A 23,993-nucleotide genomic window follows, 5' to 3' on the forward strand; every position below is an offset into this window, starting at 1 on the left:
GCAGAGGGAAGACTATAATGAAAATTGTTACGCGAGAAACAAAAAGGAGGCGTTTTATTTTTTGGTGATTTTGTTACCCGTGTAACAAAAAATATGAAAGAGGGCTGATGAGATGAAAACACAGGCTGCCATTATCGGGGGAGGTCCGGTCGGGCTTATGCTTGCATCAGAACTGGCGCTGGCCGGAGTGAAAACGACTGTTATTGAACGATTGAAGAAGACGGTGCCATATTCCAAAGCGCTTATTATGCATCCGCGAACACTTGAGCTTTTTGCCATGAGAGGCATATTGGAACGCTTTTTGGAAAAAGGGACGAAGGTGTCTTCCGGCCATTTTTCCATGCTGGATACACGGCTGGATTTTTCTCGGCTGGATACGAAGCAGAATTATTCGTTAATGCTGCCTCAGGCAGAAACGGAGCGGATTTTGGAGGAGTATGCATCAAGTCTCGGCGCAGACATCATCCGCGGGGCGGAAGCGATGGCTGTCACCCAGACGGATGACGGAGTGGAGACGGTGTTCCGGGACGAAAGCGGTATCCGCACTCTTCACAGCTTATATGCCGCGGGTACAGACGGAGCGGGGAGCATTGTCAGGAAACAGGCGGGCATCGCTTTTTCGGGCACTGATGCCGACTTAACAGGAACGCTCTGTGATGCCGCTTTGAAACATCCGCCCGAATCTTCCTTTTTTTCAACGTGCCGCCTGGAGGGATCGGTTGTGATTGTCCCTCTTACGGACGGACTTTTCCGCGTTCTCATCGTTTCTCCGCACGCTCCGCAAAAGCGGAAGGAAGAGCCGGTCACCGAAAATGAGCTGAAAGAAGACCTGCGGCGGATATGCGGCACTGATTTCGGATTGAGTGATCCGGTATGGATGTCGCGGTTCGGCAATGCCGAGCGTCAGGCCGAACAATACCGATCAGGCCGGGTTTTTGTGGCCGGTGATGCGGCGCACATTCATTTTCCCGCAGGCGGCCAAGGGCTGAACACGGGGCTTCAGGATGCCTTCAACCTCGGCTGGAAGCTGGCGGCGCAAATGAAGGGGAAAGCGGCGCCTCATCTTCTGGACAGCTATCATCAGGAAAGGCACAGCACAGGAAAAGAAGTATTGCACAATATAAAAACCCAGATAAAGCTCATGGATTTTACCGAGTCGGGGATGGCATTAAGAGAAACGATGACCGCTTTGCTGGATTTTCAGGAGTCCAACCGTTTATTGGCGGGAAAAGTATCCGCGCTTGATCTGCATTATGAACCGGATGCGGAGCTGCCGCCGCATATCCTGAACGGAAAACGCCTGCCGGATATCGAATTGATCCTTCATGACGGGCGGCTGGCCCGGCTGTATGATTTTCTTCATAAGGGCGCCTTTGTGCTTTTATCATTAAGAGGGAGCATTCCCGCCGGTATTGATACGGACAGCGTGGCAGCTGTCAGGGCGGAGCTTGCTGAAACACGTGCCGATTGGGATGACGTCCACACCGTTTTAATCCGGCCGGACGGCCACACGGCATGGGCAGCCGGCGGCTCGGGACATGAAGCGGAAGAAGCTGTTCTGGCCGGTTTGGAGAGATGGGGATTCATCTGATACCCTTTTATGCGCCTGTGTGATTGTTTCTTGTGTAACAAAACGTTATAGTAAAAGAAACAATCAATACGGAAGGGTGATTCAGCAGTTGGACAGAAGACAGCCAGACCATGCAAAACACATGATTCTTGAAGGGCTGACAGATATTTTTCACGAGCAGGAGAGGTGTCAGGAGGACATCAGGGCGTCGTTGGCCGGACGGATGGACGAACTCCGTGAAGAAAACGGAAAAAAATTACAGCTGACCTTGACGGAAATTCACATTTTGTCGTGTATCGGAGATCATGAACCGATCAATGTCACGTCAATAGCGGAAAAAATGAAGACGACAAAGCCGACCGTGTCGAGAAGCTGCGCGAAGTTTTTGGAAGCCGGCTTTCTGCGCAGGACCCGGCTGAGCGACAATAAAAAAGAAGTCTATTTCCGGCTGACTCCTGCCGGGAAAGAGCTGCATTCCCTTCATCATGAATATCATGAATTGATAAAAAAGCGGCTCTTGGCGTTTTTAGACCGCTATACAGATGAAGAACTGTTATTTGCTGAACGGCTGTTCCGTGATCTTTCAGCAAACTGGCGGTCTGTAAATGGCGGCGGAGAGCTGTTCAAATAAAAAACACGCATATGGATGCGTGTTTTTTTATTCGGATCATGTTCCTCTTTCTGCCCGGCCTCTCTCGCCGTGTGCCCGTTTCAGCTGAGAAAGGTGGTGCAGCAGCCGATAGAAGGGCGGAAGCATGGCGATGACGAGAACGATCCGGATGACCTGAACCGCGACGACGAAAGTCGAGTCTTCGTGCAGGGTGATCGAAGTCGCCGCCATCTCGGCGATCCCGCCGGGAGAAAAGGCGAGAACAGATGTAATCATGGAGATGCCCGTTAATTTAGAAACCGCAACGGCGCTCAGAATCATGGCGGCGATTAATCCGACGGAAGAAATAAATCCGACGGTCAGCACTCTCGTCACACCGGTGAACATGCTTTTGTACATTTTTGATCCGATTGTGGCGCCGAGAAAAATTTGTGACAGCTGGTTCGCTTCCGGCGGCCACCAGGCCAGCATGTCTTTGCCCGCCAAGGCGGACCCGCCGATTTCCGCAGCAGCAACGCCGATCATGCTGCCGAGCAGCCAAGGGGCGGGAAATTTCAGCCGTTTTGCGCCTTTGCTTGCAAGCCAGGCAGCCAAAATAAATCCGGCCGTTAACAAGACGGGAATAAGGCCCGGATGTGAAGCGCCTGCCGAAACGGCTCCGGCTGATGACTGAGCCGCACCGTTTTGTTTGGTAAATAAGAAAATGACGAGAAACGGTATTGTCATGACGACCAAAAGGACGCGCGTCAGCTGAATAAGGCTTACAATCGCGGTGTTTGCGCCGACTTCCTGGGCGATACCGGGCATGGCGGATAAACCGCCCGGCGCCGTGCCTACAAAGCTTGTCATCATGTCCGTCCGGCTGAACCGAAAGAGCACATATCCGGAAACAAGCGCCATCACGATAGAGAAAATCAGCATGAAGCCTACCGGAAGCCAATGCTCCCGTAAAACCGACAGAACGGACAGGTTCAGTTTCTGGCCGAGTTCGATGCCGAGGATCATTTGTCCCGCGGCAAGCCATCTGCGGTGAATCCCTCTTCTGTCAGGCGCCATGAACAGCCAGCGGGGCCTCGTCATGGAGAGGATGCAGCCGGCGGCCAGCGTTCCGAGCATCCAGGCGATCGACATCCCTGTAAGCGAAAGAAGAAACCCCCCTGCCGCACTGATGAGAATAAACCAGATATCCGTAAGGAGATGTTTGTCTTTCTTCAATGAAAACCCTTCTTCCTGAAACATTCATATTAAATTGTTAAGCTCGTTAACCTTACTATTACTATAGTATAGATTTTGAGATAAATAAATAATAAATTATTTCTCATAATCCATTCATTTTTCTTATCGCAAACGCAAAAAAAGCTCCGGAGATGGGTGAGTGCACCCTACTCCGAAACCTCGCCCGCTTTTCCTTTCCACACAAAGGTCAATCCCAGACCGAGAAATAAAACCACACCTGCGAACAGAAACGGGAAGTGAATATTCATATCAAATAAAATACCGCCCAGAGCCGGGCCGAAAATGGTGCCCAAACTCGTGTATGTTGAGTTCATACCGGCAACAAACCCCTGCTGATTTCCTGCGATTTTCGATAAATAAGTAGTCAGTGCCGGGCGCAGTAAATCAAACGCAAGGAAAATGATGCAGGTGACAGCGAGCACGGGCAAAAATCCTGACATCACCGTAGAAACGAAAGCCAGCACAGCGCCGATGATCAGACAAAGCTGAATGACTTTTTTCTCCCCGAGGAAGTTGACAAGTCTTCCGAACGCGAGTACTTGAATGAGGACCGCCACAATGGAGCTGAACGTAATAATAATGGCGATATCCTTTGGCGTGAAGCCGAATTTATGGTTTGTAAATAAGCTGAATACCGTTTCGTACGCCGACAGTCCGAATGCCAAAACAAAAACGATGATAAAGGCGATCAAGTAGTTTGGATGAATCGACTTTTTCAAATCTTTTAAGAAGGTTGATTCTTTGACGCTTTCCAGCTGCTTTGCGCGTTCTTCTTTAGTTAACGGCTCTTTCAGCATAAAGACAGAGGAAATCACTGCGATAAATGCAATTCCCGCCGCAAAGAAAAACGGCATACGAACGCCGTGATCGGCAATAAATCCTCCTATGCCGGGCCCGATGATAAACCCTGTGCTGATGGCGGCAGATACATAGCCCATCGCCTTCGATCTTTCCTGCACCGTCGTAATATCTGCGACATACGCTGTAACAGCGGGCATGATAAAAGCGGCACTGATGCCCCCCAGCACCCTTGCGAAATATAAAATGGAGACATGTGTGCCCAATCCGAAGGTCAGTTCGGATAATGCGAACAAAAACAGTCCGGCGAGAATCATGATTTTTCTGCCGAAGCGGTCAACCCATCTCCCCGCAATGGGCGATGCAATTAATTGCGCAACGGCGAAGGCAGCGACAAGGTATCCCATTGTGCTGCCCGTCAAGTGCATCACATTCATAAACAGCGGCATAACGGGAATGATCAATCCGATGCCTAAAAACGCAATAAATATATTGCTTAATAAGATGATGAGTACCGCCTTTTGTTCTCTGATCGGTTTTTGCATGTTGTTTCTCCTTTGTCAGCTGTCATTCTGTTTATCAGCGCTGATCGACCCGTGAATAAACACGGAGATGGCTTCTTTTTGCAATTCGATTCTTTGCTGAATGGTATCGTTTTTATATAACACATCTAAACCGTAGAAGACGGATAGCAGGATTTTCACTTTTGATTCGACATGATGAATGGACCAGCTGCCGTCTTGATTCCCCTCTTCTAAGATCTCTCTCATCACATCGTCATATTCAATATCAATTTTGTTGAGCCGCTTTACGACCTCCTCTGACGTAAACGCACTCGCATAAAACTCTTCACTTGCTCTCATAAGCGGGTAATTGATGCTCATCCGGCTGAGCAGCTCCGCAAAGCCCGCCAGTTTTTCGGCAGCATCTTTCAGATCAGCTTCCATTTCCCTCCACGTCTCGATCATCACGCGGTGATCCTCTTCCATGATATGAAGAAACAGAAACTCTTTTCCTTTAAAATGGTGATATAGATTGCCTTTACTGATTTCGGCCGCCTCTAAAATATCCCGAATCGATGTTTCTGAATATCCTTTTTTTGCAAATAAGTCACGCGAAGCGGATACGAGCCTGTTCTTCGTCTTTTCGCTCTTTCCGGCACCGCCTTTTGTATTTGTCACTTCACACAGATCCTTTCCGCCTCATTCATATCGTTGTCCCGGCAAAGCGGGGCTCGGTTCGTTTAAAACCGACCAGTTGGTTTATTTTATTATAAAGGGTTTTTGCTGATTATACAATGAAGAAGGTATCCATTGTTTAGAGGGAGTATAAAACGGCTCGAAAAGTAAACCCCATTCTCTCATGTTGAAAGAACGGGGTTTGTCAGCGGTCTGAAGACTCCCGGCGGGGGAGCGTGATCTGCCTGAACCGTTATTTGCCGGTATTCACCTCGGTGTAGCTTGTGTTCGGCGCGTTTGATACCGTTCCCCCTGTATGGTGGGAAGGAGAGTGGGCCATATCGTATAAAAACCAGACGGCATGACGCTGTTCGTCAAATGCCGTGCGGGCAAATAACCGCTTCGCTTCCGGATGCACCGCTCTATCGGATGCCTGCAAATAAAAATCATTCGTTTTCTGCTCATCATAAAACGCCGCCCTCAGTCCTTCTCTGTATGTGTGCGGACAATGCTCCGTCTGTTTCGGCATCAACTGTTTTCCGGTAATTGACGTATACAGTGAAGAGAAAGCGTGCAGGTGGCGCACTTCTTCCTCTCTGATATGTTCGATTCGTCTTCTGATTTCTGCGGTCGGCGCTTTTTCGGCTAATATTGAGTAGCAAATCACAGCGCTGTATTCACCGTTTATGGATTTTACCAGATCCTTGATAAGCACAGAATCGTCACTGCAGATAGCTGTATAATGAAAAAAATTCTCGTGCATTGGACTCACCCCCGGATGTTTATAGGGTATTATACGGCGGCAGCCCGTGACATGTGCGGATGTCATTTTTATTCTTGATCTAGCGGCGATGTAATATGGTCGTCGTATGTGTCGACAAAAAGCCGGCCGTTGCTTCCGCGCACAGCGTATACGACGTCTTCCGGTTTGAGGTTTCTCTTGTCCAATTCTTCTCTCAGCCATTTTTCCGATACGTGGTTTTCTTCCAGATTCTTCATCACCAGCCGGCCGTCCATAATCAGCTCAACGGCAAAGTTCTTTTCATGTCCGGCAAAGATGCCGAGATCCTTTCTTGTAACGGGCGCAAATTCCGGTTTGACCTCCACTGACATGCTGCCGTTTGTTTCAATGATGGCAGTCTGAACCTGAGAAATGTCAAATACGTCATTTACACGCAGCTGCTGGTTCAAGTAGTCAATGGTATAGCGCATTGTTTTCATATTATGCTCAAGTATTTTACCGTTTTGAATGATAATGGTCGGTTTGCCTGCAAAGAAACCCCTAAGGGCCCTGTTTTTCATAGAAAGATATGCGACAAGGTAAATGATTGCCACGAAAATAATGTAGGCAATGACATTATAATGAATCGGCAGCTTTGTATTAAACGACAGATTTGCCGTGATGGCGCCGAGCGAGATGGCCGCAATGAAATCAAAAAGCGTCATCTGTGAAATGGTTTGTTTACCGAGTATCCGGGCGCCGATAAACAGAATGCTGAACGACAGAGCCGTCCGTACAATTACTTCGGGATATTCTGACATCATCATTATTCCTTTTTTCTTTATTTTGGTCAAAAGCGATACTTTTTAAAACAGTCATCCCGTTTTTACCAGCAGATGAGATTGGTCATTTTCGTCAACTTTCGATAAAATGTAGAAAGATAAAAAGAGAGGGGTCTTCTAATTTGGGTGTTGAGTTTTTAGTAGGCAGATCGGGGAGTGGGAAAACGAGGCTGATTATCGACAGCATTCAAGATGAACTGCGCCGGGAGCCGTTCGGGAAACCGATCATTTTTCTAGTCCCGGATCAAATGACGTTTTTAATGGAATATGAGCTTGCTAAAACGCCGGATATCGGCGGCATGATACGCGCTCAAGTGTTCAGTTTTTCGCGTTTGGCGTGGCGCGTGCTTCAGCATACCGGGGGCATGAACCGCCCGTTTGTGACGACGACGGGTGTGCAGATGCTTTTAAGGAAACTGATTGAAGAATATAAGCACGAGTTTAAAGTGTATCAAAAAGCGAGTGACAAAACCGGGTTCACTGAGCAGGTGGAACGGATGCTGACAGAGTTTAAGCGGTACTGTATTGAGCCTGAAGACGTCCGCCGCATGGCGGAAAGCGGAACGGCGTCAGAATATCGCGGAGAGCGGATGCTGTCTGAAAAACTTCATGATTTAGGCATTTTATATCAGCAGATGGAAAGAAGCCTCGCCGGACACTATTTGCATTCAGAGGATTATTTGACGCTGCTCGCTCAGCAGATTCCTTTGGCGGACGTTGTAAAAGGCGCCCGTGTTTACGTCGACGGATTCTATCAATTTACGCCGCAGGAATTAAGGGTGCTGGAGCAGCTGATCATGCATGCTGAACATGTCACATTCTCGCTGACGGCGGACAGCCCTTCGGCGGAACAGGCACCGGATGAGCTCGATCTGTTCAGAATGACGGGAAGCACATACTATAAGCTTTATCAGACGGCAAAGGAATTGAATGCCGATATTTCCTGCAAGGAACTGCATGGCACGAAGCGGCATCAGTATGCGCCGGAGCTTGCCTGTATAGAGTCGCAGTACGATGTGCGTCCCGCCGCGGCGTATACCGGCGGACAGGAAGCTTTTACCGTCATGCAGGCGCAAAACAGAAGAGCTGAGCTTGAAGGTATTGCCCGGGAAATTCAATCACTTGTCCGGGATGGAGGATACCGGTACAAAGATATGGCGATTCTCATCCGTCAGCCGGAAGATTATAAAGATTTGCTGAAGGAAGTGTTTGCCGATTACGGGCTTCCTTATTTTATTGACGGAAAAGCTTCTATGCAGCATCACCCGCTTATTGAATTCATCCGTTCAAGCCTGGATGTCGTGAAGGGGAACTGGAGATATGAAGCGGTGTTCCGCTGTGCGAAAACCGAACTGTTATTCCCGCTTGATCAGCCGGAGCAGAAAATAAGGGAGCAGGTTGATCAGCTTGAAAATTACTGTATCGCCTACGGCATTAAAGGGGAGCGCTGGACGAGCGGCGAGCGGTTTGTATACAGGCGCTTCGTATCGCTCGATGAGGATTTCGCGCAGACAGATCAGGAAATAGAGATGGAGAACATGCTGAATGAGACGAAAGAGTGGATGGCCGCGCCCCTTGTCCGGCTTCAAAACCGGATGAAAAAAGCGAAAACGGTTCAAAGCATGGCGGAGGCTCTTTATCTCTTTTTGGAAGATACCGATGTTCCCCTGAAGCTGGACCGGAAAAGGCAGCGGGCCGAAGAGGCCGGAAACATGATCGAAGCGCAGCAGCACGGCCAGGCGTGGGATGCCGTTATCCAGCTTCTCGAGGAGTTTACCGGCATGATGGGTGAAGATGAAATATCTTTGGCGCTGTTCCAGCAAATGCTTGAAACGGGAACGGAATCGCTTCATTTTTCTTTAATTCCGCCTGCGCTTGACCAAGTATTTGTAGGGAATATGGATCTCTCAAGAATGTACGGCACGTCCTGCACATTCGTCACCGGGGCCAATGACGGCGTTCTTCCGGCGCGCCCGGATGAAAACGGCGTGCTGTCTGATGATGACCGGGAGTGGCTGAAAGCGGTCGGAGTGGAGCTGTCTTCCGCGGGGCGTGAGCGGCTGCTTGATGAGCATTTTCTCATCTATATGGCGCTGTCGAGTCCGTCTGACCGTCTTTATGTATCATACCCGATTGCCGATGCGGAAGGAAAAACGCTCCTGCCGTCAATCGTTGTAAACAGGCTTGGCGAGCTGTTTCCCGATCATCAGGAAAAGCTGTCAGCGGCTGATCCCGAGCAGGTAAGCGAAGAAGAGCAGCTTCAGTATCTCGTCAATAAACAGGTGGCTCAGACATATACGGCAAGCCAGCTCAGGCTGTGGACAAGAGAGTACGAGATCAGTGACGTATGGTGGAGCGCATACAATGTGCTGATGAAAGAGCCTGATCACCAGCGTGCGAAAAAGCTGTTTTCAAGCCTGTTTTTCCGCAATGAGGCGAAGCGTCTTGAACGGTCTGTTTCGCGCCAGCTTTACGGCGAGCATATTAAAGGAAGCGTCTCCCGGATGGAGGCGTTTAATGCCTGCCAGTTTTCTCATTTTGCATCTCACGGGCTTCAATTAAAAGAGCGGCAGTTTTTCAAGCTGGACGCGCCTGATATCGGCCAGCTGTTTCACTCCAGCCTGAAGCTGATTTCAGACCGGCTTCGTGAGCAGAAGCTGGAATGGCGCGATCTGACGAAAGATCAGTGCCGGAATTTCTCCTATGAAGCGGTGGAACGGCTTGCGCCAAAGCTGCAAAAAGAGATTCTGCTCAGCTCAAACAGACACTTTTATGTGAAGGAAAAACTGCAGAAGATCGTCACGCGTGTTTCAGGCATATTAAGCGAGCATGCGAAGGCGAGCGGTTTCGTCCCGGTCGGTCTTGAACTCGGTTTCGGCGGAAGCGGGCCGCTGCCTCCGCTCACTTTCACGCTGAAAAACGGCTGTACGATGGAACTCGTCGGACGGATCGACCGCGTGGATAAAGCGGAAAGTTCAAAAGGCCTGCTGCTGAGAATCGTTGATTATAAATCAAGCGACAGGGGGCTTGATCTGGCTGAGGTGTATTACGGGCTCGCTCTGCAAATGCTCACATATCTTGACTTATCGATTACACATTCCGAAGATTGGCTCGGTATGAAAGCGACCCCGGCAGGCGTTTTGTATTTCCATATTCATGATCCGATGATTCAGGCCAGTCTGCCGATGGGGCTTGATGAAATCGAGCAGGAAATTTTTAAGAAATTTAAAATGAAAGGCCTTCTCCTCGGTGACCGGGAGGCGATCAGCCTGATGGACACGACTTTGGAGGAAGGGCGTTCAAATATCGTCAATGCCGGTTTGAAAAAGGACGGTTCTTTAAGATCCGACTCAGCCGCGGTCAGCGAACGGGATTTTCATCTGCTGACAGACCATGTGCGGCGGACATTTGAACAGGCGGGCGAAGCGATAACGGACGGGCTTGTGTCCATTACCCCGTATAAGCTGAAAGATAAGACGCCTTGTACGTACTGTGCGTTTCAATCGGTGTGCCAGTTTGATGAGTCGCTTAAGGAAAATGAATACCGCAGCCTGAAAGCGGAAAAAGACGGCACCATACTGGATTGGCTGAAGAAGGAGGCGGATGATGATGCAAATTCCTAAACCGAAAGACAGCATATGGACGGATGACCAATGGAGCGCCATCGTTTCTTCCGGCCGCGATATTCTGGTCGCTGCCGCAGCCGGATCAGGTAAAACGGCCGTGCTCGTGGAACGGATGATCAGAAAGATAACCGCGGAAGAAGATCCGGTTGATGTTGACAGGCTCCTTGTGGTGACCTTTACAAACGCCTCAGCAGCGGAGATGAAGCATCGGATCGCGGAAGCATTAGAAAAAGAGCTCGCCAAAAATCCGGGATCTCTGCATATCAGACGGCAGCTCTCTCTCTTGAATCGGGCGAGCATTTCGACGCTTCACTCTTTCTGTCTGCAAGTGCTTAAAAAATATTATTATATGATTGATCTTGACCCCGGTTTTCGGATGGCTGACCAGACGGAAGGCGAATTGCTCGGAGACGAAGTGCTTGATGAGCTGTTTGAAGATGAATACGCAAAAGGGAATCAGGCGTTTTTTGAGCTTGCGGACAGATATACGACAGACAGGCATGATCTGGATCTTCAAGACCTTGTCAAACGGGTGTACGAGTATTCCCGGTCGCATCCTGACCCGGAAGTATGGCTGCAAAGCTTTGTCCGCCTGTATGACGTGACGGAAGAAAGCAAAATGGAAGAGCTTCCGTTTTACCAGTATGTGAAAGAAGATGCTGAAATGGCGCTCTTCGGGGCAAAACAAAAGCTTGAGAAGGCGCTTGAACTGACAAAAGCGCCCGGCGGGCCGGCCCCGCGCGCTGATAATTTTCTGGATGACCTTCAGCAGATAGAAGAGCTGATCAGCTGCCGGCATGACTTCGATGCGCTGTATGAACGGGTTCCCGCAGTCTCCTTTAAGCGGGCGAAGGCGGTAAAGGGTGATGAATTTGACAAAGCGCTTTTGGACGAAGCGACCGATTTGCGAAACGGCGCGAAGAAACTGATCGAAAAGGTAAAGACCGATTATTTTACAAGAAGTCCGCAAGATCACTTAAAGAGTTTAGCAGATATGAAGCCTGTCATCGAAACGCTCGTTCAGCTCGTGATATCGTACGGAAAACGATTTGAAGCGGCGAAACAAGAAAAATCAATTATTGATTTCTCAGATTTGGAACATTACTGCCTGGCGATTTTAACTGCGGTTGATGAAGAAGGCCGGCGGGTGCCGAGCGAAGCGGCCGTTTATTATCAAGACCAGTTCCATGAAGTTCTGGTTGATGAATATCAAGATACGAATCTTGTGCAAGAGTCTATCCTGCAGCTTGTTAAAAGCGGGAATGAAGAGGCGGGAAATCTGTTTATGGTAGGCGACGTCAAACAATCGATCTACCGTTTCAGACTTGCTGAGCCGCTGCTGTTTCTCGGGAAATATAAAAGGTTTACAGAAAGCGGGGAAGGCGCGGGGCAGAAAATTGACCTGAACCAAAATTTCCGCAGCCGCTCCGATATTTTGGACAGTACGAATTTCTTGTTTAAGCAGCTGATGGGCGGAAAAATCGGCGAAGTGGACTACGATGAACAGGCGGCATTGAAGCTCGGCGCATCGTATCCGCCGAATGACGCGGCAAAAACGGAACTGCTGCTCATTGACAGCGCTGATGGCGCAGACAGCTCCGAGGATGCCGAAGACTTTGAAACTGTGCACTGGGAAGCGAAAGCGATAGCCGGGGAGATCCGAAAGCTTGTCTCATCTCCGTTTAAGGTATATGACGGCAAAACAAAAACACACCGGAATATCCAGTACCGGGATATCGTAATTTTGCTGCGCTCCATGCCGTGGGCGCCGCAATTAATGGAAGAGCTGAAAAACCAGGGCATTCCGGTGTACGCCAATTTGACGTCGGGTTACTTTGAAGCCGTGGAGGTGGCTGCGGCGCTTTCAGTCTTGAAGGTGATTGATAATCCGTATCAGGATATTCCGCTTGCTTCCGTGCTGCGCTCGCCCATCGTCGGCTGTGACGAAAATGAACTTGCGCTGATACGCCTTGAAAAGAAAAAAGCGCCGTTTTATGAAGCGCTGAAAGCATATATAGCGAACGCTGACAGACATGATGAACTGTATCAAAAACTGAGAACTTTTTATGACAGTCTGCAAAAGTGGCGGTCATTTTCGACGAATCATTCGGTGTCTGAGCTGATTTGGGAAGTATACCGCGATACCGGATATTTTGACTATGCAGGCGGCATGCCCGGCGGAAAGCAGCGCCAGGCCAATCTGCGCGTCTTGTATGACCGGGCGCGCTCGTACGAAGCGACGGCGTTCCGCGGGTTATTCCGCTTTTTGCGGTTCATTGAACGGATGCAGGAGCGCGGCGATGATCTGGGGACGGCCCGGGCGCTCAGCGAGCAGGAGGATGTCGTTCGGCTGATGACGATCCACAGCAGCAAAGGACTTGAATTTCCCGTCGTTTTCACCGCCGGACTCGGCAGAAGTTTTAATATGATGGATCTCAACAAATCATACCTGCTTGATAAAGAGCTCGGTTTCGGCACGAAGTATATTCATCCGGAACTCAGAATCAGCTATCCGACTCTTCCGCTTGTGGCGATGAAGAAAAAGATGCGCAGAGAGCTCTTATCCGAAGAATTGCGCGTATTGTATGTGGCGCTGACCAGAGCGAAGGAAAAGCTGTTTCTCGTCGGTTCCTGCAAAAACCGGGAAAAACAGCTGGCCAAATGGCAGGCGCAAGCAGACCGGGCCGATTGGCTTCTTTCTGAATTCGACCGCTATCAGGCGTCATCTTATTTGGACTTTATCGGGCCGGCGCTCATCCGCCACCGTGACATGGAGGCGCACAGGACGCCGGGACTTTCCTCATCTGAGGATATCGCGCGCGACCCGTCGCGTTTTCATATCCGGATGCTGCAGCAAAGTGAATTGCTGGAAGAGAATCCAAAAGAACGTGCTGAAGAAAAGAGCAAACGTCTCAAAGCGATTCAGCAGGGCGAGCCGATTCCTGATTCGTTTTCATTTGATGATCAGGCGCGCCGTCTGCTTGAATGGGAATATCCGTACCGAGAGCTGACGGCTATCAGAACGAAGCAGTCAGTTTCTGAGCTGAAGAGAAAGCAAGAATACGAGGATGAATACAGCGGCCGCTCTCTCATCAAACCGTCAGGAGACACGCTTTTATACAGGCGTCCCGGTTTTATGATGAAAAAAGGGCTGACAGCCGCCGAAAAAGGGACGGCGATGCATACGGTGATGCAGCACATACCGCTGACGCACGTTCCGACTGCCGAAGAAGCGGAGCGGACGGTCCGGATGCTTTACGAAAAAGAGCTGCTGACAGAAGAACAGCAGGAAGCTATTGATATAGAAGAAATTGTCCAGTTTTTCGGAACTGAAATCGGGAAAGACCTTCTCGGGGCGCTGCGGATTGACCGGGAAGTGCCGTTCAGTATGGCGCTTCCGGCCGGCGAGGTGTACAAGGATGCCGAAACGGCCGGTGAACCGCTGCTCGTGCAGGGGATTATTGACTGCCTCTATGAAACTGCGGACGGTCTCTATTTGCTGGACTATAAAACTGATCGGATAGAGGGGAAATTCCGGAACGGATTTGAAGGCGCGGCTCCGATTCTGCAAAAAAGGTATGAAACACAAATCGAATTGTATACAAAAGCGGTTGAACAAATTACAAAAACGAAAGTGAAAGGGCGTGCGCTCTATTTCTTCGATGGAGGTCACGTTCTTACACTGTAACAAGATCCGAAGCTCCTTTTTGGAGCGGATCTTTTTTTCTATCAAAAAGTGAGGTGAATGCGGTATGCGCATTTTACATACAGCTGACTGGCACCTCGGCAAAACGCTGGAAGGCAGAAGCCGGCTGAGCGAGCAGGCCGAGGTATTGGAAGAGCTGAATACCATTGTCAAGGAAGAAAATATTGATGCGGTCATTATGGCGGGGGATGTATTTGATACGGTCAACCCGCCTGCGCTCGCTGAACAATTGTATTACGAAAGTCTTTCCGCGCTTTCTGACGGCGGAAAGCGCCCGGTTGTCGTCATTGCCGGAAACCATGACAATCCCGACAGGCTGGCGGCGGCTTCTCCGTTAACAAATGAGCGCGGCATTCATTTAATCGGCTATCCGCGGACAGAACCCGTCCATATTGAGGTACCGTCGGCGGACGAGCTGTTAGCCGTAGCCGCGCTGGCATATCCGTCAGAGGCGAGATTAAACGAAGTGCTTTCTGATACGTTTGAGGAAAAGCTTCTTCGCGATCATTACGATGTGAAAATCAGAGAGGCGTTTGCTCACATGTGCGGACTGTGCCGGAACGATGCCGTGAAAATCGCGGCGAGCCACATTTATGTCGCGGGGGGAAATCAGACCGATTCAGAGCGTCCGATTGAAGTCGGGGGCGCTTACACAGTTGCCGCTGACAGCCTGCCGGCTGATGCGGCTTACGTGGCTCTCGGCCATCTCCACCGTCCGCAAACGATCAAGCGCGCCAAGACGGCTGCCCGTTATTCAGGCTCTCCGCTGGCATACAGCTTTTCAGAAGCCGGTTATGCCAAATCGGTGACGGTGGTAGAAGCGAAGCCCGGCGGAGAAGCGAAGTGGGAAGAGATTTTCCTGTCTTCCGGTAAACCGCTCGTCAAATGGAAAGCGCAGGGGCTGAGCGAGGTTCACGGCTGGCTCGATGAAGGGCGTGACCGGAATGCCTGGATCGATCTTGATATCCATTTGACGGATCAGCTTTCTCTCGAGGAAATTCATCGGCTGAGAAAGGCGCATCCCGGCTTTATCCATATCAGGCCGGTTTTTGAAGAAAAAGAGACCGACAATGACCGGATTGAAGTGAAACACACATCAATTGAGGATCGATTTAAGAAGTTTTATGAAAAACAAACGGGCGGCGGCGTGCCGGATGAGGAGATGGTCAAGCTGTTTTTAGAGCTTGCGTCAGCAGATGATGAGGAGGATGCGACATGAAGCCGATTCTGTTAACGATAAAAGGGCTCCACAGCTTCAGGGAGGAACAGACCATTGATTTTGCCGGACTGTCAGGAGCCGGGGTGTTCGGGATTTTCGGGCCGACCGGAAGCGGAAAATCGTCGATCCTTGATGCCATGACACTCGCTTTATACGGAAAAGTGGAGCGCGCCGCAAATAATACGCACGGCATCCTGAATCATGCCGAAGAGCAGCTCGCCGTCTCATTTACATTCGCGCTTCAATCCGGCCACCGGGTTTCCTACAAGGTCGAGCGCGTTTTTAAGAGAACGGATGAAACGAAAGTAAAAACCGCCCTCTGCCGCCTGATTGAAATCAAAGACGAACAAACGGTGCTGGCCGATAAAGCGAATGAAGTGAACAAAAAGGTAGAGGAGCTTCTTGGCCTGACCATTGACGACTTTACAAGAGCCGTCGTGCTGCCGCAAGGAAAGTTTGCCGAGTTTCTGTCGCTTAAAGGCGCGGAAAGAAGACATATGCTCCAGCGCCTGTTTAATCTGGAACAGTACGGGGACAGGCTTGTCAAAAAATTGCGGCGGCGGGCGCAGGAAGCGGCTGCGAAAAAAAATGAAATGCTGGCCGAACAATCCGGCCTCGGAGACGCAGGAGAAGATGCGCTGAAGCAGGCTGAACAGCAGTTTCACGAAGCGAACGAACGGCTTGAAGAAGCTGAGAAGAAACGGGTCCGGGCAAAAGAGCGCTTTGAGAATCACCAGGAAATTTGGAACCTGCAGACAGAAAGAGATGAATATGAGCGCCGGGAGAAAAAGCTTGAGGAAAGACGCCCGTACATCACGGATTTGACTGAGCGTCTTAAAGAGGCGGAAACAGCTCTCGCCCTTGAGCCGTACGCAGACCGTTACACAGAAGCCGTCCGCCGGAAGCAGCGCGCCGAACAGGAACACGAACTGGCCAAACGGAAATCAGAGGCGGAAACCGTTTCATTTACCCGGCAAAATGAAGCCTATGAAGCATGGCGGGCCCATAAGGCCGAACAGGAGCCGAAGCTTGTCAAGGAAGAAGAGCTGTATCAAAGACTTTCAGCCATTGAACAAAAACTGCTTGAAGCGAAAAAAGAAGCTGAAAAAACAAATGCGGAACACAGCAAAAAAGAGGAAGAATACGAAGCCGCCTCGAAACAGCTGGCCGGAGTGAAAGACCGCCTGACCCGCGGCCAAAACAGGCAGAATGAGCTGAAAGAAGAGCTGAAAGCAGTTCAAGTGACCGCCGATGAACGGAAAAAATGCCAGACTGCAGCACAGCTGGCGGCAGGCTTTCAGCAGACACAGGAACAAATCACGAAAGAGCGGGCCAATCTGACAACGCAGCTGAAAAACGTGGAGAAGCTGAACGGAGAAAGCGAGTCGCTCACAGCGAAAGCGAAAACGGAAGAGGAAGACATTACGCACGCTTATCAAACGCTTCAAACCGTTTACCATATGGTCTGTGAAACGGAACGTTCACTGAAAGCCGCAGCCGAACGGGCTGACAAAACGCAAGCCGATCTCCGCAGGCGCTCAGAGGAAGCGAGAACGGCTGCATTAACAAAAGAATTATCGGAAAAACTAATCGAAGGAAAGCCTTGTCCTGTATGCGGCTCGACGCAGCATGACCGCCCGCGTTCCGCTCATGAAACATTCTCGCCTGATACGGCTGTACAGGAACAGCTGCAGCAGGTTGAAGCGCTGCTTTCTGAGGCGGCGGCTCTTTCTCAGGAAGTGCTGACAGCCAAGGTTGCATTAGAAGAACAGTCGGGGCGTTTTACCGAAGAATGTCCGTTTCTGCAAAGCGTCCGGGTTCCGGAGCTGGAAGCCGCTTCCTCCATCAGCGGACGCCCGCTTGATGAAGCGTTCAGCGCCGTCCGCTTGGAATGGAAACAAATGAAACAGGATATGCTGTCGGTAAAAGAGAAGGTCACAAGACTGATCAGCGCGCATCAGCAGACGGTGAAACAAGCTGAGCAGCTTGCCGAACGAATCCGCTACGAGGAAAAAGAAGCCGACCGTCTCAGACATTCATTAGAAGAGCTTGAATCGCTGTCAGAAAGCCGATTGAATCAGTACAATGAAGTCTGCGGTGATATTCCGCCAAACCGGATTGACGCCTGGCAGGCTTCGATAGATGAGAAGGACAGGCAGGCAGAAGAATGTGAGAAGCGCATTGAAACAAGCATCGCATTCCTCAAGGAACATGAAGAGGAGAAAGAACGCCTGCAGGAGATGAAGCATCGGCTTGAACGGGAACGGCTCGAGCTTCACTATGCGTCTGAGCGCCTGCAGCAGGTGATTGACGGATATGAACAAGAGCTCGGAACAGCAGCCGAAGAAACATCAATTTCCGCAAAGCTTGAAGCGGTGCGGCAGGAATTACAGCTGTTAAAATCCAAAGAACAGTCCCTATTCGACGCGCTGAAGCAGGCACAGCAATCACTGAATGACGCAAAAGGCCGGGAATCCGGGAGTCTCATGTCACTCAGGGATGCTGAGACCTCCCTTGAGAAAGCGCAAAACGACTGGCGCGTGAGGTCAAAAGACACCGGGTTTGCCGACCCGGACCAAGTCAAAAAAAGTCTGCTTCCGCAAGGGCGTGCAGAGGAAATGAAAAAAGAAATAGATGAGTTCTTGGACACCTCAAAACAGCTATCGGCAAATATCAGCCGTGTTACTGATAAATTAGCCGAGCGCCGGATATCGGAGGAAGAATGGACAGCATCCGTTTCTCTGCTGAAGCAGGCAGAGGCTGAGTCAGGCGCCGCCATGGAGGAAAAAGGAGCACAGGCAAAAGCCTTCGCGGTTATGCAAAAACAGCATAAGCGCTTTAAAGAGATTGAAGCCGAACTGAAAAGCTGGCAGACACAGATTGACAGGCTTGATAAGCTCCAGTCTGTATGTAAAGGCAATACATTCGTCGAATTTTTAGCGGAAGAACAGCTGGAAAGCGTGGCTCGAGACGCCTCTGCCCGTCTCGGAGCTTTGACAAGGCAGCGGTATGCCATATTAGTCGATTCAGAAGGCGGTTTCGTCATGCGTGATGACGCGAACGGAGGCGTCAAACGGCCCGTATCAAGCCTTTCCGGCGGAGAGACGTTTCTGACATCGCTGTCGCTTGCGCTTGCCTTGTCCGCCCAGATTCAGCTGCGGGGGCAATACCCGCTGCAATTCTTTTTCTTAGATGAAGGATTTGGGACTCTTGACCAAGGGCTCTTAGACACCGTTGTCACAGCGCTCGAAAAGCTGCAATCGGACAACTTATCCGTCGGAGTGATCAGCCATGTGCAGGAGCTGAGAGCGCGTCTGCCGAAAAAATTAATCGTTCATCCGTCCGAACCGGGCGGGAAAGGCACCCGGGTCACCTTGGAGATCATGTAGAAAGGAGAAGGAATCATGGCCGATTCTGCCGAGGGCACATGTGAATTATGCGGCCGCCATCATGTGCGGCTGACGGAGCACCACTTAACGCCTAAGGAAGAAGGCGGGACATTCCTTCCGACCGCAATGCTCTGCATCCCTTGTCATAAACAGGTTCACGCGCTCTATACGAATCAGGAGCTTGCGGCAAGGCTCACGGGAATAGAAGAGCTGCGGCGTGACCCGAAACTCGCGCGGTTTGTGAAATGGATCAGAAAACAGCCGCCGGAAAAGATTGTAAAAACAAAAAAAGCAAATGAACGAAAATAACGCTGAACCAAAAGCAGCCCTCTTCTGAAAGAGCGGCTGCTTTTTAGGCGTTTCCGACCACATTTTGATCGCTGACATCGGGGTCTATATAGTTTGTCGCATTGACAACGTTGTTTAATAACAGGAAATCTCCGGTATTGCCTGCTCCCGAACCGAGCGCAGATTTAGAAGAGCTTTTTGGAGAAAGGTAAAAGGAATCACCAAAGTTTACGACTCCGCCCGATATGGAATTGATAGCTATAGGTCCGGTAATTGCTGGCATAAACGACACCCTTTATAGAAGTCTCATCGTCATTATATGTCAGGGCTGCTGTGATTGTGAGCTTGGCGTGAAGATCTGCCTAATATGTTTCAGCCGCGAATCTCCCAGAACGATCGACGTCGATCCGATTTGAACCACGGATGCTGACGATACCCCTTGAACTTTCACATTCCTTACCCGAATTGAAGGGTTTTCATGGCAGAATGCGCTTTGGACTCCCGTTTCCGGTAACGGCATGACGGCCGGCTGCCGAAAAATCTGGTATTCTTTTTTGTTAAATGAGCCTTCATCATCTCTGTATACAGCAAGACTACGCTGATCGGCCAATACTTTGATCCGCATATTGATTTCATTTGTATCGCCTGCTTGAAAGACACTCGCAATCCCGACTGAATTGATTTTGGCGTTCCGGAGGCGTGAAATGCGCTTTAACATTATTCCGGCGCCAGCGGCACATAAGGCCCGATAATAAGAGATTCCGGAGGCGTGTCAAAGATGGAAGACAGATAGACGGAATCGGTGTCGCCGATTAATAATAAGGAAGAACTGGATACACCGGTAGACCGGATGTCGCCGACTTCAATATTCCGGTTAATCACTGTAAAAATCATGACGGATCATCACCTTTCATTTCACCAGGTATGTGCTTAATAAAGTGCTCGACGGCCCTGACAATATCACGCTTCACATGTTCGGCAATCTGCTCGGCATATTGCGCGGGCGCCGTATTTTCTTCTTTCGGGACATGGGACAGATAATACTGAATCCGGCTGTCCATCTGCTTTCTGATATCTTCAATAATATGATATTTGTTCGCTTCGTCCAGCCTGCTCTCATACTGAGTTTCGAGCTGCTCTAAAAGCGCGGGGATTTCTTCATTCAGGTACATATCGACGTTTTGACGGATTTGCTGCATTTGCTGGCCCGCCTGTTCCTGCTGCATCATTCCGACCTGCGGAGATGTCTGGCCGACTTCGAAGTTTTGCACGGCATTCGGATCAGTCGGATTCAATCCGATATTCAGCGTTCCTTCCAGCCGTTCAATTTTCAGCTGATCAAATTTATACTCGAGCCGATCGATTCTTGTAGAAGGCTGCTGCTTCAGCGTTGAAATTTCATTTTGGAATTCTTTCATCTGCCGTTCGAGCTCCTGAATCTGCTGCGCCTGCTGCTGGACGAAAGAATTTAAATTCTGCAGGTAGGATGAAACGGATTGATCATACATGACATTCACCTCGCGTCTCGTTTCCTTCATTAAAACTACCGGCTTGGCGGCTGGAGCGGTACAAATGATGAGGTGCCGGGACCCCCCCCTGTTGTTACAGTCTGCTGCCCCGCGGTGACAGGCGGCGCCGGCTCAACATAACTCCCTGTGTTGTACAGATTGGAAAGAGATTTAATTGAACCGGCGCTTCCGATTTGCAGTATGGAGGAATTGCTGACAGATTCTACACGCATGTAATTGATATGGATCGACTGATTGACGTAAAAATTCATACGGCGCCTCCTTTATGCGTTTCCTGCCATCGGCTGATCGATTACATCATTATCGTACACATTCGTTGAATTCCTGTAATTCGTCAGTGTGAGATTGTCTCCGGTATTGAAGCTGCCCGCTCCGGCAAATGTCTTAACCTCTGCTTTTGGAGAAATGGTGATGCAGTCGCCTATATGAACGACTCCGCTCGTACCGACGGCATTAATTTTAAACGCTCCGACAATTGCGGGCATACGAGCACATCCTTTTCGTGAAGATTTTCATGACTGCACTCCAGGAGCTTATCTGGGCTGCCTGCCTAAAATAGCTTATGACAAATGCACATTTTTGTGAGCGGAAAAAACTTTAGACGTAAAAACACCGGCGCTTTACGCATGCCGGGTCTTATACATAAATGATACAGATTTATATACATATCACGTTTATGAGAAAGCCTCTTTTTTTCCTGCGGTGCGGCCGTGCTCAATCTGTGCGGCCGGGTTCAGCCCGCTGTCTTTCGTTTGTTGGATGAGCCCGCCCCGGCACCCGTTTAAAAGGCTGTCCAGCTCCTGGCTGCACCTGATGGTCTCCGTCGCATTGATTCCGAATTTTTGCGCTGTCTCGAATAAAGTTAATCTTTTTTCTTCAATTTTGTTCATCGTGTGATCTCCAATTCTCGATTATTTTGGAAAACATAGGATGATAATAGTATAACCCATTTTGGCCAAGAAGGTTTTATTTCGTCAATATGACTAAAAAAGTGACAATTTTTGATACTCTTTTACACTTATTTTCAGCCTGTTTAAAAGAGGAATTTCCCGCCCGGAGGAAGAATACATAAAGGAATGCCAGATTTAAAAATGATGGGGGATTAACATGAAATTTGCGACAGGGGAACTGAACAGCCGAACATTTGTCGGTCTGATCATTGATGATGACAAAATCTTAGATCTGCAAAAGGCTGAAAAAAAATTGTTTGAACTTGAGACGATTCCGGGTTCGCTGATCGAGTGCATTCAAAAAGGAGATAAGTTTGTCGCGCATGCCGGACAGCTTGCGGAATGGGCGAAAAAACCGAATGATGAGTCTGGTTCATTTATGTATGCGCTGTCTGACGTAAAGCTTTGCGCGCCTATTCCGAGACCTTCAAAGAACGTGATCTGCATCGGGAAAAATTATCGTGATCATGCTGTTGAAATGGGGAGTGAGGCGGATATACCGGAGCATCCCATGGTTTTTACGAAAGCCCCCGCTGCCGTTACAGGTCACGGAGAAACAGTGAACAGCCACTTGGACGTAACGGAGCAGCTTGATTATGAAGGGGAGCTTGCGGTAATCATATCTAAAAGCGGATCGCACATCTCCAAAGAACATGCGCTTGATCATATATTCGGCTATACAATTGTAAATGATATAACAGCGCGCGATCTGCAGAAGAAACATAAACAGTTTTTTATCGGCAAAAGCCTCGATACGACATGCCCGATGGGCCCGGTCATTGTACATAAGTCGGCCGTCAGTGATCCGCAAAGCCTGAAAGTTGAAACGCGGGTGAACGGAGAACTGCGCCAATCAGGATCAACGGGTGACATGATTTTTCCGATAGCTGAATTAATCGAAACGCTGTCAAAAGGGATGACGCTTGAAGCCGGTGACATTATAGCGACGGGGACGCCGTCCGGTGTCGGAAAAGGGTTTAAGCCGCCGAAATTTTTAAAGCCGGGGGACCGCATTGACATTACAATTGAACCGATCGGCACGCTGTCGAACCAAATCGGATAATTGTGTGTCTTTCGCACGATTGATAATGCTCCGATCGGCTTGTTGTGGTACCATAAGTGAGGCAGATTGATCTGATAGGGGGAATTGAACATAATGACACATTGGCATATTACTTCATGGGTCGTTGCGCTTATCCTGGTATTTGTCAGCTACGGGCTGTACGGTTCCGGAAAAGCGAAGGGCGCAAAAATTACGCATATGATTCTGCGCTTATTCTACATTATTATTATTCTGACCGGAGCTGAGCTTTTTGTCCGTTTTGCGAATTGGAACGGAGAGTACGCCGGAAAAATGCTGCTCGGCATCATTACCATCGGACTGATGGAAATGCTCGTCATCCGCAAGAAAAAAGGCAAATCAACCGGCGGACTGTGGATCGGTTTTATTATCGTGCTCGTCCTGACAGTGCTGCTCGGCCTTCACTTGCCGATCGGCTTTCACGTATTTTAATCAATCGCTAAAAAAACCCGGATGCATCCGGGTTTTTTTAGTTGCGCATACATTCTGCGCAACTGTGCCGCTGAATGAGAAATGCCGTGACAGGGGATGTTGATGAGGCGAAGGAGATGTGCAGGATGCCAAAAGCGTCAATCACTCTTGTTGCCGCAAAAGCTACGGCTGTGAAGGGTAAAAGCAAACGCCGGGCATCAATCAGCGTGAAAAACAAAGCTGAATACATCAGGCGGCACCTATTTAAAAGGTGCCGCCTGTTTGTTACGCGGTGCCGTCTTGTTTTGCCGCAGAATACATAATGGAGCGCCGCCCGTCAGATGCCGTCCATTCAAATCTGTCGTGTTTACCCGAGCTGCCGCGGTGATGCTGCAGGGCGCATTGTGCGTCATCCGCCGAGAAGTGATAAAACGAAACGCCTTCACCGGAAAACAGCGCCTGATTGTAGGAAAATACGCAATCATATACAGACAGGCCGAACCCGTGCAGATGGCTGAGAAACAGCAGGAACGTTTCATCGTCCAGCGAATCGAGCAAGGTTAACAGCGGCCGTTTGACCGCCTTTTCATAACGGATTTCTTCCCCGCCGAGCAGGGGGATGGTGTCTGCACCGATTTCGGCCGCACCGCCGCAAATCCGTGCCGGCTGCCATCTGCCGTCGCGTTTCATCAATACGTCTGCGTTTGCTAGACTGTCTGCAAGCAGGATATCGCCTTCATCGTTTTCGATGAGGCAGATGCCGTCCTCTATCATCAGGGTGCCGCGCCCCCATTTGTTTTTTTCTGAGAAAAGCTGTTTTCGTTTCATAACCGTGCCGG

22 protein-coding genes are annotated in these 23,993 nt (G+C 49.7%); 9 read left to right on the forward strand and 13 right to left on the reverse strand.

What is annotated here, in order from left to right:
• Positions 1 to 112: 112 nt before the first annotated feature.
• Positions 113 to 1,591 (forward strand): monooxygenase, encoded by a 1,479-nt coding sequence (locus BR62_RS0113085; protein ID WP_032871134.1) that lies wholly within the window; start codon positions 113 to 115, stop codon positions 1,589 to 1,591.
• An 88-nt stretch (positions 1,592 to 1,679) separates the two neighbouring features.
• On the forward strand, positions 1,680 to 2,201 hold the full coding sequence (locus BR62_RS0113090; protein ID WP_012117244.1) for a MarR family transcriptional regulator: 522 nt from the start codon (positions 1,680 to 1,682) through the stop codon (positions 2,199 to 2,201).
• Between the two features lie 36 nt (positions 2,202 to 2,237).
• Here the strand turns inward: BR62_RS0113090 and BR62_RS0113095 are convergent, their stop codons facing one another.
• From BR62_RS0113095 to BR62_RS0113115, 5 genes are all read right to left on the reverse strand, one after another.
• Positions 2,238 to 3,395, reverse strand: coding sequence for an AbrB family transcriptional regulator (locus BR62_RS0113095; RefSeq protein ID WP_032871136.1), 1,158 nt, complete (start codon positions 3,393 to 3,395; stop codon positions 2,238 to 2,240).
• A gap of 167 nt (positions 3,396 to 3,562) precedes the next feature.
• Positions 3,563 to 4,759: an MFS transporter gene (locus BR62_RS0113100; protein ID WP_007409175.1), complete on the reverse strand. Its 1,197-nt coding sequence runs from the start codon at positions 4,757 to 4,759 to the stop codon at positions 3,563 to 3,565.
• Positions 4,760 to 4,774: 15 nt separating this feature from the next.
• Positions 4,775 to 5,395, reverse strand: coding sequence for a TetR/AcrR family transcriptional regulator (locus BR62_RS0113105; protein ID WP_012117247.1), 621 nt, complete (start codon positions 5,393 to 5,395; stop codon positions 4,775 to 4,777).
• Positions 5,396 to 5,645: 250 nt separating this feature from the next.
• Positions 5,646 to 6,155: a ferritin-like domain-containing protein gene (locus BR62_RS0113110; RefSeq protein WP_025284528.1), complete on the reverse strand. Its 510-nt coding sequence runs from the start codon at positions 6,153 to 6,155 to the stop codon at positions 5,646 to 5,648.
• Between the two features lie 68 nt (positions 6,156 to 6,223).
• Entirely contained in the window at positions 6,224 to 6,937 is a 714-nt protein-coding gene (locus BR62_RS0113115; RefSeq protein WP_020955605.1) for a DUF421 domain-containing protein, read from the reverse strand.
• 140 nt (positions 6,938 to 7,077) lie between these two features.
• On the opposite strand from BR62_RS0113115, the gene addB reads away from it, so the two are divergent.
• The 5 genes from addB (at position 7,078) to BR62_RS0113140 (ending at position 19,204) form a co-directional block, all read left to right on the forward strand.
• On the forward strand, positions 7,078 to 10,578 hold the full coding sequence (gene addB / locus BR62_RS0113120) for a helicase-exonuclease AddAB subunit AddB (RefSeq protein ID WP_032871142.1): 3,501 nt from the start codon (positions 7,078 to 7,080) through the stop codon (positions 10,576 to 10,578).
• Positions 10,565 to 14,269 (forward strand): helicase-exonuclease AddAB subunit AddA, encoded by a 3,705-nt coding sequence (gene addA, locus BR62_RS0113125; RefSeq protein WP_020955607.1) that lies wholly within the window; start codon positions 10,565 to 10,567, stop codon positions 14,267 to 14,269. The genes addB and addA overlap by 14 nt, the downstream gene beginning before the upstream one ends.
• Before the next feature lie 64 nt (positions 14,270 to 14,333).
• Positions 14,334 to 15,506, forward strand: coding sequence for an exonuclease subunit SbcD (gene sbcD, locus BR62_RS0113130; RefSeq protein WP_032871144.1), 1,173 nt, complete (start codon positions 14,334 to 14,336; stop codon positions 15,504 to 15,506).
• On the forward strand, positions 15,503 to 18,895 hold the full coding sequence (gene sbcC / locus BR62_RS0113135; protein ID WP_032871146.1) for an exonuclease subunit SbcC: 3,393 nt from the start codon (positions 15,503 to 15,505) through the stop codon (positions 18,893 to 18,895). The genes sbcD and sbcC overlap by 4 nt, the downstream gene beginning before the upstream one ends.
• A gap of 15 nt (positions 18,896 to 18,910) precedes the next feature.
• On the forward strand, positions 18,911 to 19,204 hold the full coding sequence (locus BR62_RS0113140) for a hypothetical protein (protein ID WP_032871148.1): 294 nt from the start codon (positions 18,911 to 18,913) through the stop codon (positions 19,202 to 19,204).
• 43 nt (positions 19,205 to 19,247) lie between these two features.
• On the opposite strand, the gene BR62_RS0113145 is transcribed toward BR62_RS0113140, so the two are convergent.
• The 7 genes from BR62_RS0113145 to BR62_RS0113175 all read right to left on the reverse strand — a co-directional run bounded on the left by BR62_RS0113145 (position 19,248) and on the right by BR62_RS0113175 (position 21,602).
• Complete coding sequence (locus BR62_RS0113145; protein ID WP_003155143.1) at positions 19,248 to 19,466, reverse strand: spore germination protein; 219 nt, start codon at positions 19,464 to 19,466, stop codon at positions 19,248 to 19,250.
• Positions 19,467 to 19,505: 39 nt separating this feature from the next.
• Positions 19,506 to 19,901 (reverse strand): spore germination protein GerPE, encoded by a 396-nt coding sequence (locus BR62_RS0113150; RefSeq protein ID WP_007409166.1) that lies wholly within the window; start codon positions 19,899 to 19,901, stop codon positions 19,506 to 19,508.
• On the reverse strand, positions 19,901 to 20,077 hold the full coding sequence (locus BR62_RS0113155; protein WP_003155141.1) for a hypothetical protein: 177 nt from the start codon (positions 20,075 to 20,077) through the stop codon (positions 19,901 to 19,903). Before BR62_RS0113155 ends, BR62_RS0113150 begins: the two co-directional genes overlap by 1 nt.
• A complete protein-coding gene (locus BR62_RS0113160; protein ID WP_007409165.1) occupies positions 20,074 to 20,691 on the reverse strand; it encodes a spore germination protein GerPC in 618 nt (205 codons plus the stop codon). Before BR62_RS0113160 ends, BR62_RS0113155 begins: the two co-directional genes overlap by 4 nt.
• A 35-nt stretch (positions 20,692 to 20,726) precedes the next feature.
• Positions 20,727 to 20,963: a spore germination protein GerPB gene (locus BR62_RS0113165; protein WP_007409164.1), complete on the reverse strand. Its 237-nt coding sequence runs from the start codon at positions 20,961 to 20,963 to the stop codon at positions 20,727 to 20,729.
• A gap of 12 nt (positions 20,964 to 20,975) precedes the next feature.
• The gene (locus tag BR62_RS0113170) at positions 20,976 to 21,197 is read right to left on the reverse strand and encodes a spore germination protein (protein ID WP_003155135.1); all 222 of its coding nucleotides are present in this window, start codon (positions 21,195 to 21,197) and stop codon (positions 20,976 to 20,978) included.
• 189 nt (positions 21,198 to 21,386) lie between these two features.
• Positions 21,387 to 21,602, reverse strand: coding sequence for an aspartyl-phosphate phosphatase Spo0E family protein (locus BR62_RS0113175; protein WP_007409163.1), 216 nt, complete (start codon positions 21,600 to 21,602; stop codon positions 21,387 to 21,389).
• 217 nt (positions 21,603 to 21,819) lie between these two features.
• Here BR62_RS0113175 and BR62_RS0113180 point away from each other — a divergent pair, with 217 nt between their 5' ends.
• Both BR62_RS0113180 and BR62_RS0113185 read left to right on the forward strand, forming a co-directional pair.
• Positions 21,820 to 22,725, forward strand: a complete 906-nt coding sequence (locus tag BR62_RS0113180; protein ID WP_007409162.1) for a fumarylacetoacetate hydrolase family protein — start codon at positions 21,820 to 21,822, stop codon at positions 22,723 to 22,725.
• A 93-nt stretch (positions 22,726 to 22,818) separates the two neighbouring features.
• A complete protein-coding gene (locus BR62_RS0113185) occupies positions 22,819 to 23,175 on the forward strand; it encodes a YisL family protein (protein ID WP_007409161.1) in 357 nt (118 codons plus the stop codon).
• A gap of 264 nt (positions 23,176 to 23,439) precedes the next feature.
• Here the strand turns inward: BR62_RS0113185 and BR62_RS0113195 are convergent, their stop codons facing one another.
• On the reverse strand, positions 23,440 to 23,982 hold the full coding sequence (locus tag BR62_RS0113195) for a DUF2777 family protein (RefSeq protein ID WP_032871620.1): 543 nt from the start codon (positions 23,980 to 23,982) through the stop codon (positions 23,440 to 23,442).
• Between the last annotated feature and the right edge of the window lie 11 nt (positions 23,983 to 23,993).

Source organism: Bacillus sp. UNC69MF (assembly GCF_000746035.1).
In the GTDB taxonomy this organism is placed as follows: Bacteria; Bacillota; Bacilli; order Bacillales; family Bacillaceae; genus Bacillus; species Bacillus velezensis.

Coding starts and splice junctions, on each gene's coding strand:
- BR62_RS0113150 (WP_007409166.1), bottom strand. CDS start 19,901: ATGTTAAAGCGCATTTCACGCCTCCGGAACGCCAAAATCAATTCAGTC.
- BR62_RS0113100 (WP_007409175.1), bottom strand. CDS start 4,759: ATGCAAAAACCGATCAGAGAACAAAAGGCGGTACTCATCATCTTATTA.
- BR62_RS0113115 (WP_020955605.1), bottom strand. CDS start 6,937: ATGATGTCAGAATATCCCGAAGTAATTGTACGGACGGCTCTGTCGTTC.
- addA (WP_020955607.1), top strand. CDS start 10,565: ATGCAAATTCCTAAACCGAAAGACAGCATATGGACGGATGACCAATGG.
- BR62_RS0113155 (WP_003155141.1), bottom strand. CDS start 20,077: ATGATTTTTACAGTGATTAACCGGAATATTGAAGTCGGCGACATCCGG.
- BR62_RS0113195 (WP_032871620.1), bottom strand. CDS start 23,982: ATGAAACGAAAACAGCTTTTCTCAGAAAAAAACAAATGGGGGCGCGGC.
- BR62_RS0113110 (WP_025284528.1), bottom strand. CDS start 6,155: ATGCACGAGAATTTTTTTCATTATACAGCTATCTGCAGTGACGATTCT.
- BR62_RS0113175 (WP_007409163.1), bottom strand. CDS start 21,602: ATGAACAAAATTGAAGAAAAAAGATTAACTTTATTCGAGACAGCGCAA.
- BR62_RS0113170 (WP_003155135.1), bottom strand. CDS start 21,197: ATGCCCGCAATTGTCGGAGCGTTTAAAATTAATGCCGTCGGTACGAGC.
- BR62_RS0113145 (WP_003155143.1), bottom strand. CDS start 19,466: ATGCCAGCAATTACCGGACCTATAGCTATCAATTCCATATCGGGCGGA.
- BR62_RS0113180 (WP_007409162.1), top strand. CDS start 21,820: ATGAAATTTGCGACAGGGGAACTGAACAGCCGAACATTTGTCGGTCTG.
- BR62_RS0113140 (WP_032871148.1), top strand. CDS start 18,911: ATGGCCGATTCTGCCGAGGGCACATGTGAATTATGCGGCCGCCATCAT.
- BR62_RS0113085 (WP_032871134.1), top strand. CDS start 113: ATGAAAACACAGGCTGCCATTATCGGGGGAGGTCCGGTCGGGCTTATG.
- BR62_RS0113165 (WP_007409164.1), bottom strand. CDS start 20,963: ATGAATTTTTACGTCAATCAGTCGATCCATATCAATTACATGCGTGTA.
- sbcC (WP_032871146.1), top strand. CDS start 15,503: ATGAAGCCGATTCTGTTAACGATAAAAGGGCTCCACAGCTTCAGGGAG.
- BR62_RS0113160 (WP_007409165.1), bottom strand. CDS start 20,691: ATGTATGATCAATCCGTTTCATCCTACCTGCAGAATTTAAATTCTTTC.
- BR62_RS0113185 (WP_007409161.1), top strand. CDS start 22,819: ATGACACATTGGCATATTACTTCATGGGTCGTTGCGCTTATCCTGGTA.
- sbcD (WP_032871144.1), top strand. CDS start 14,334: ATGCGCATTTTACATACAGCTGACTGGCACCTCGGCAAAACGCTGGAA.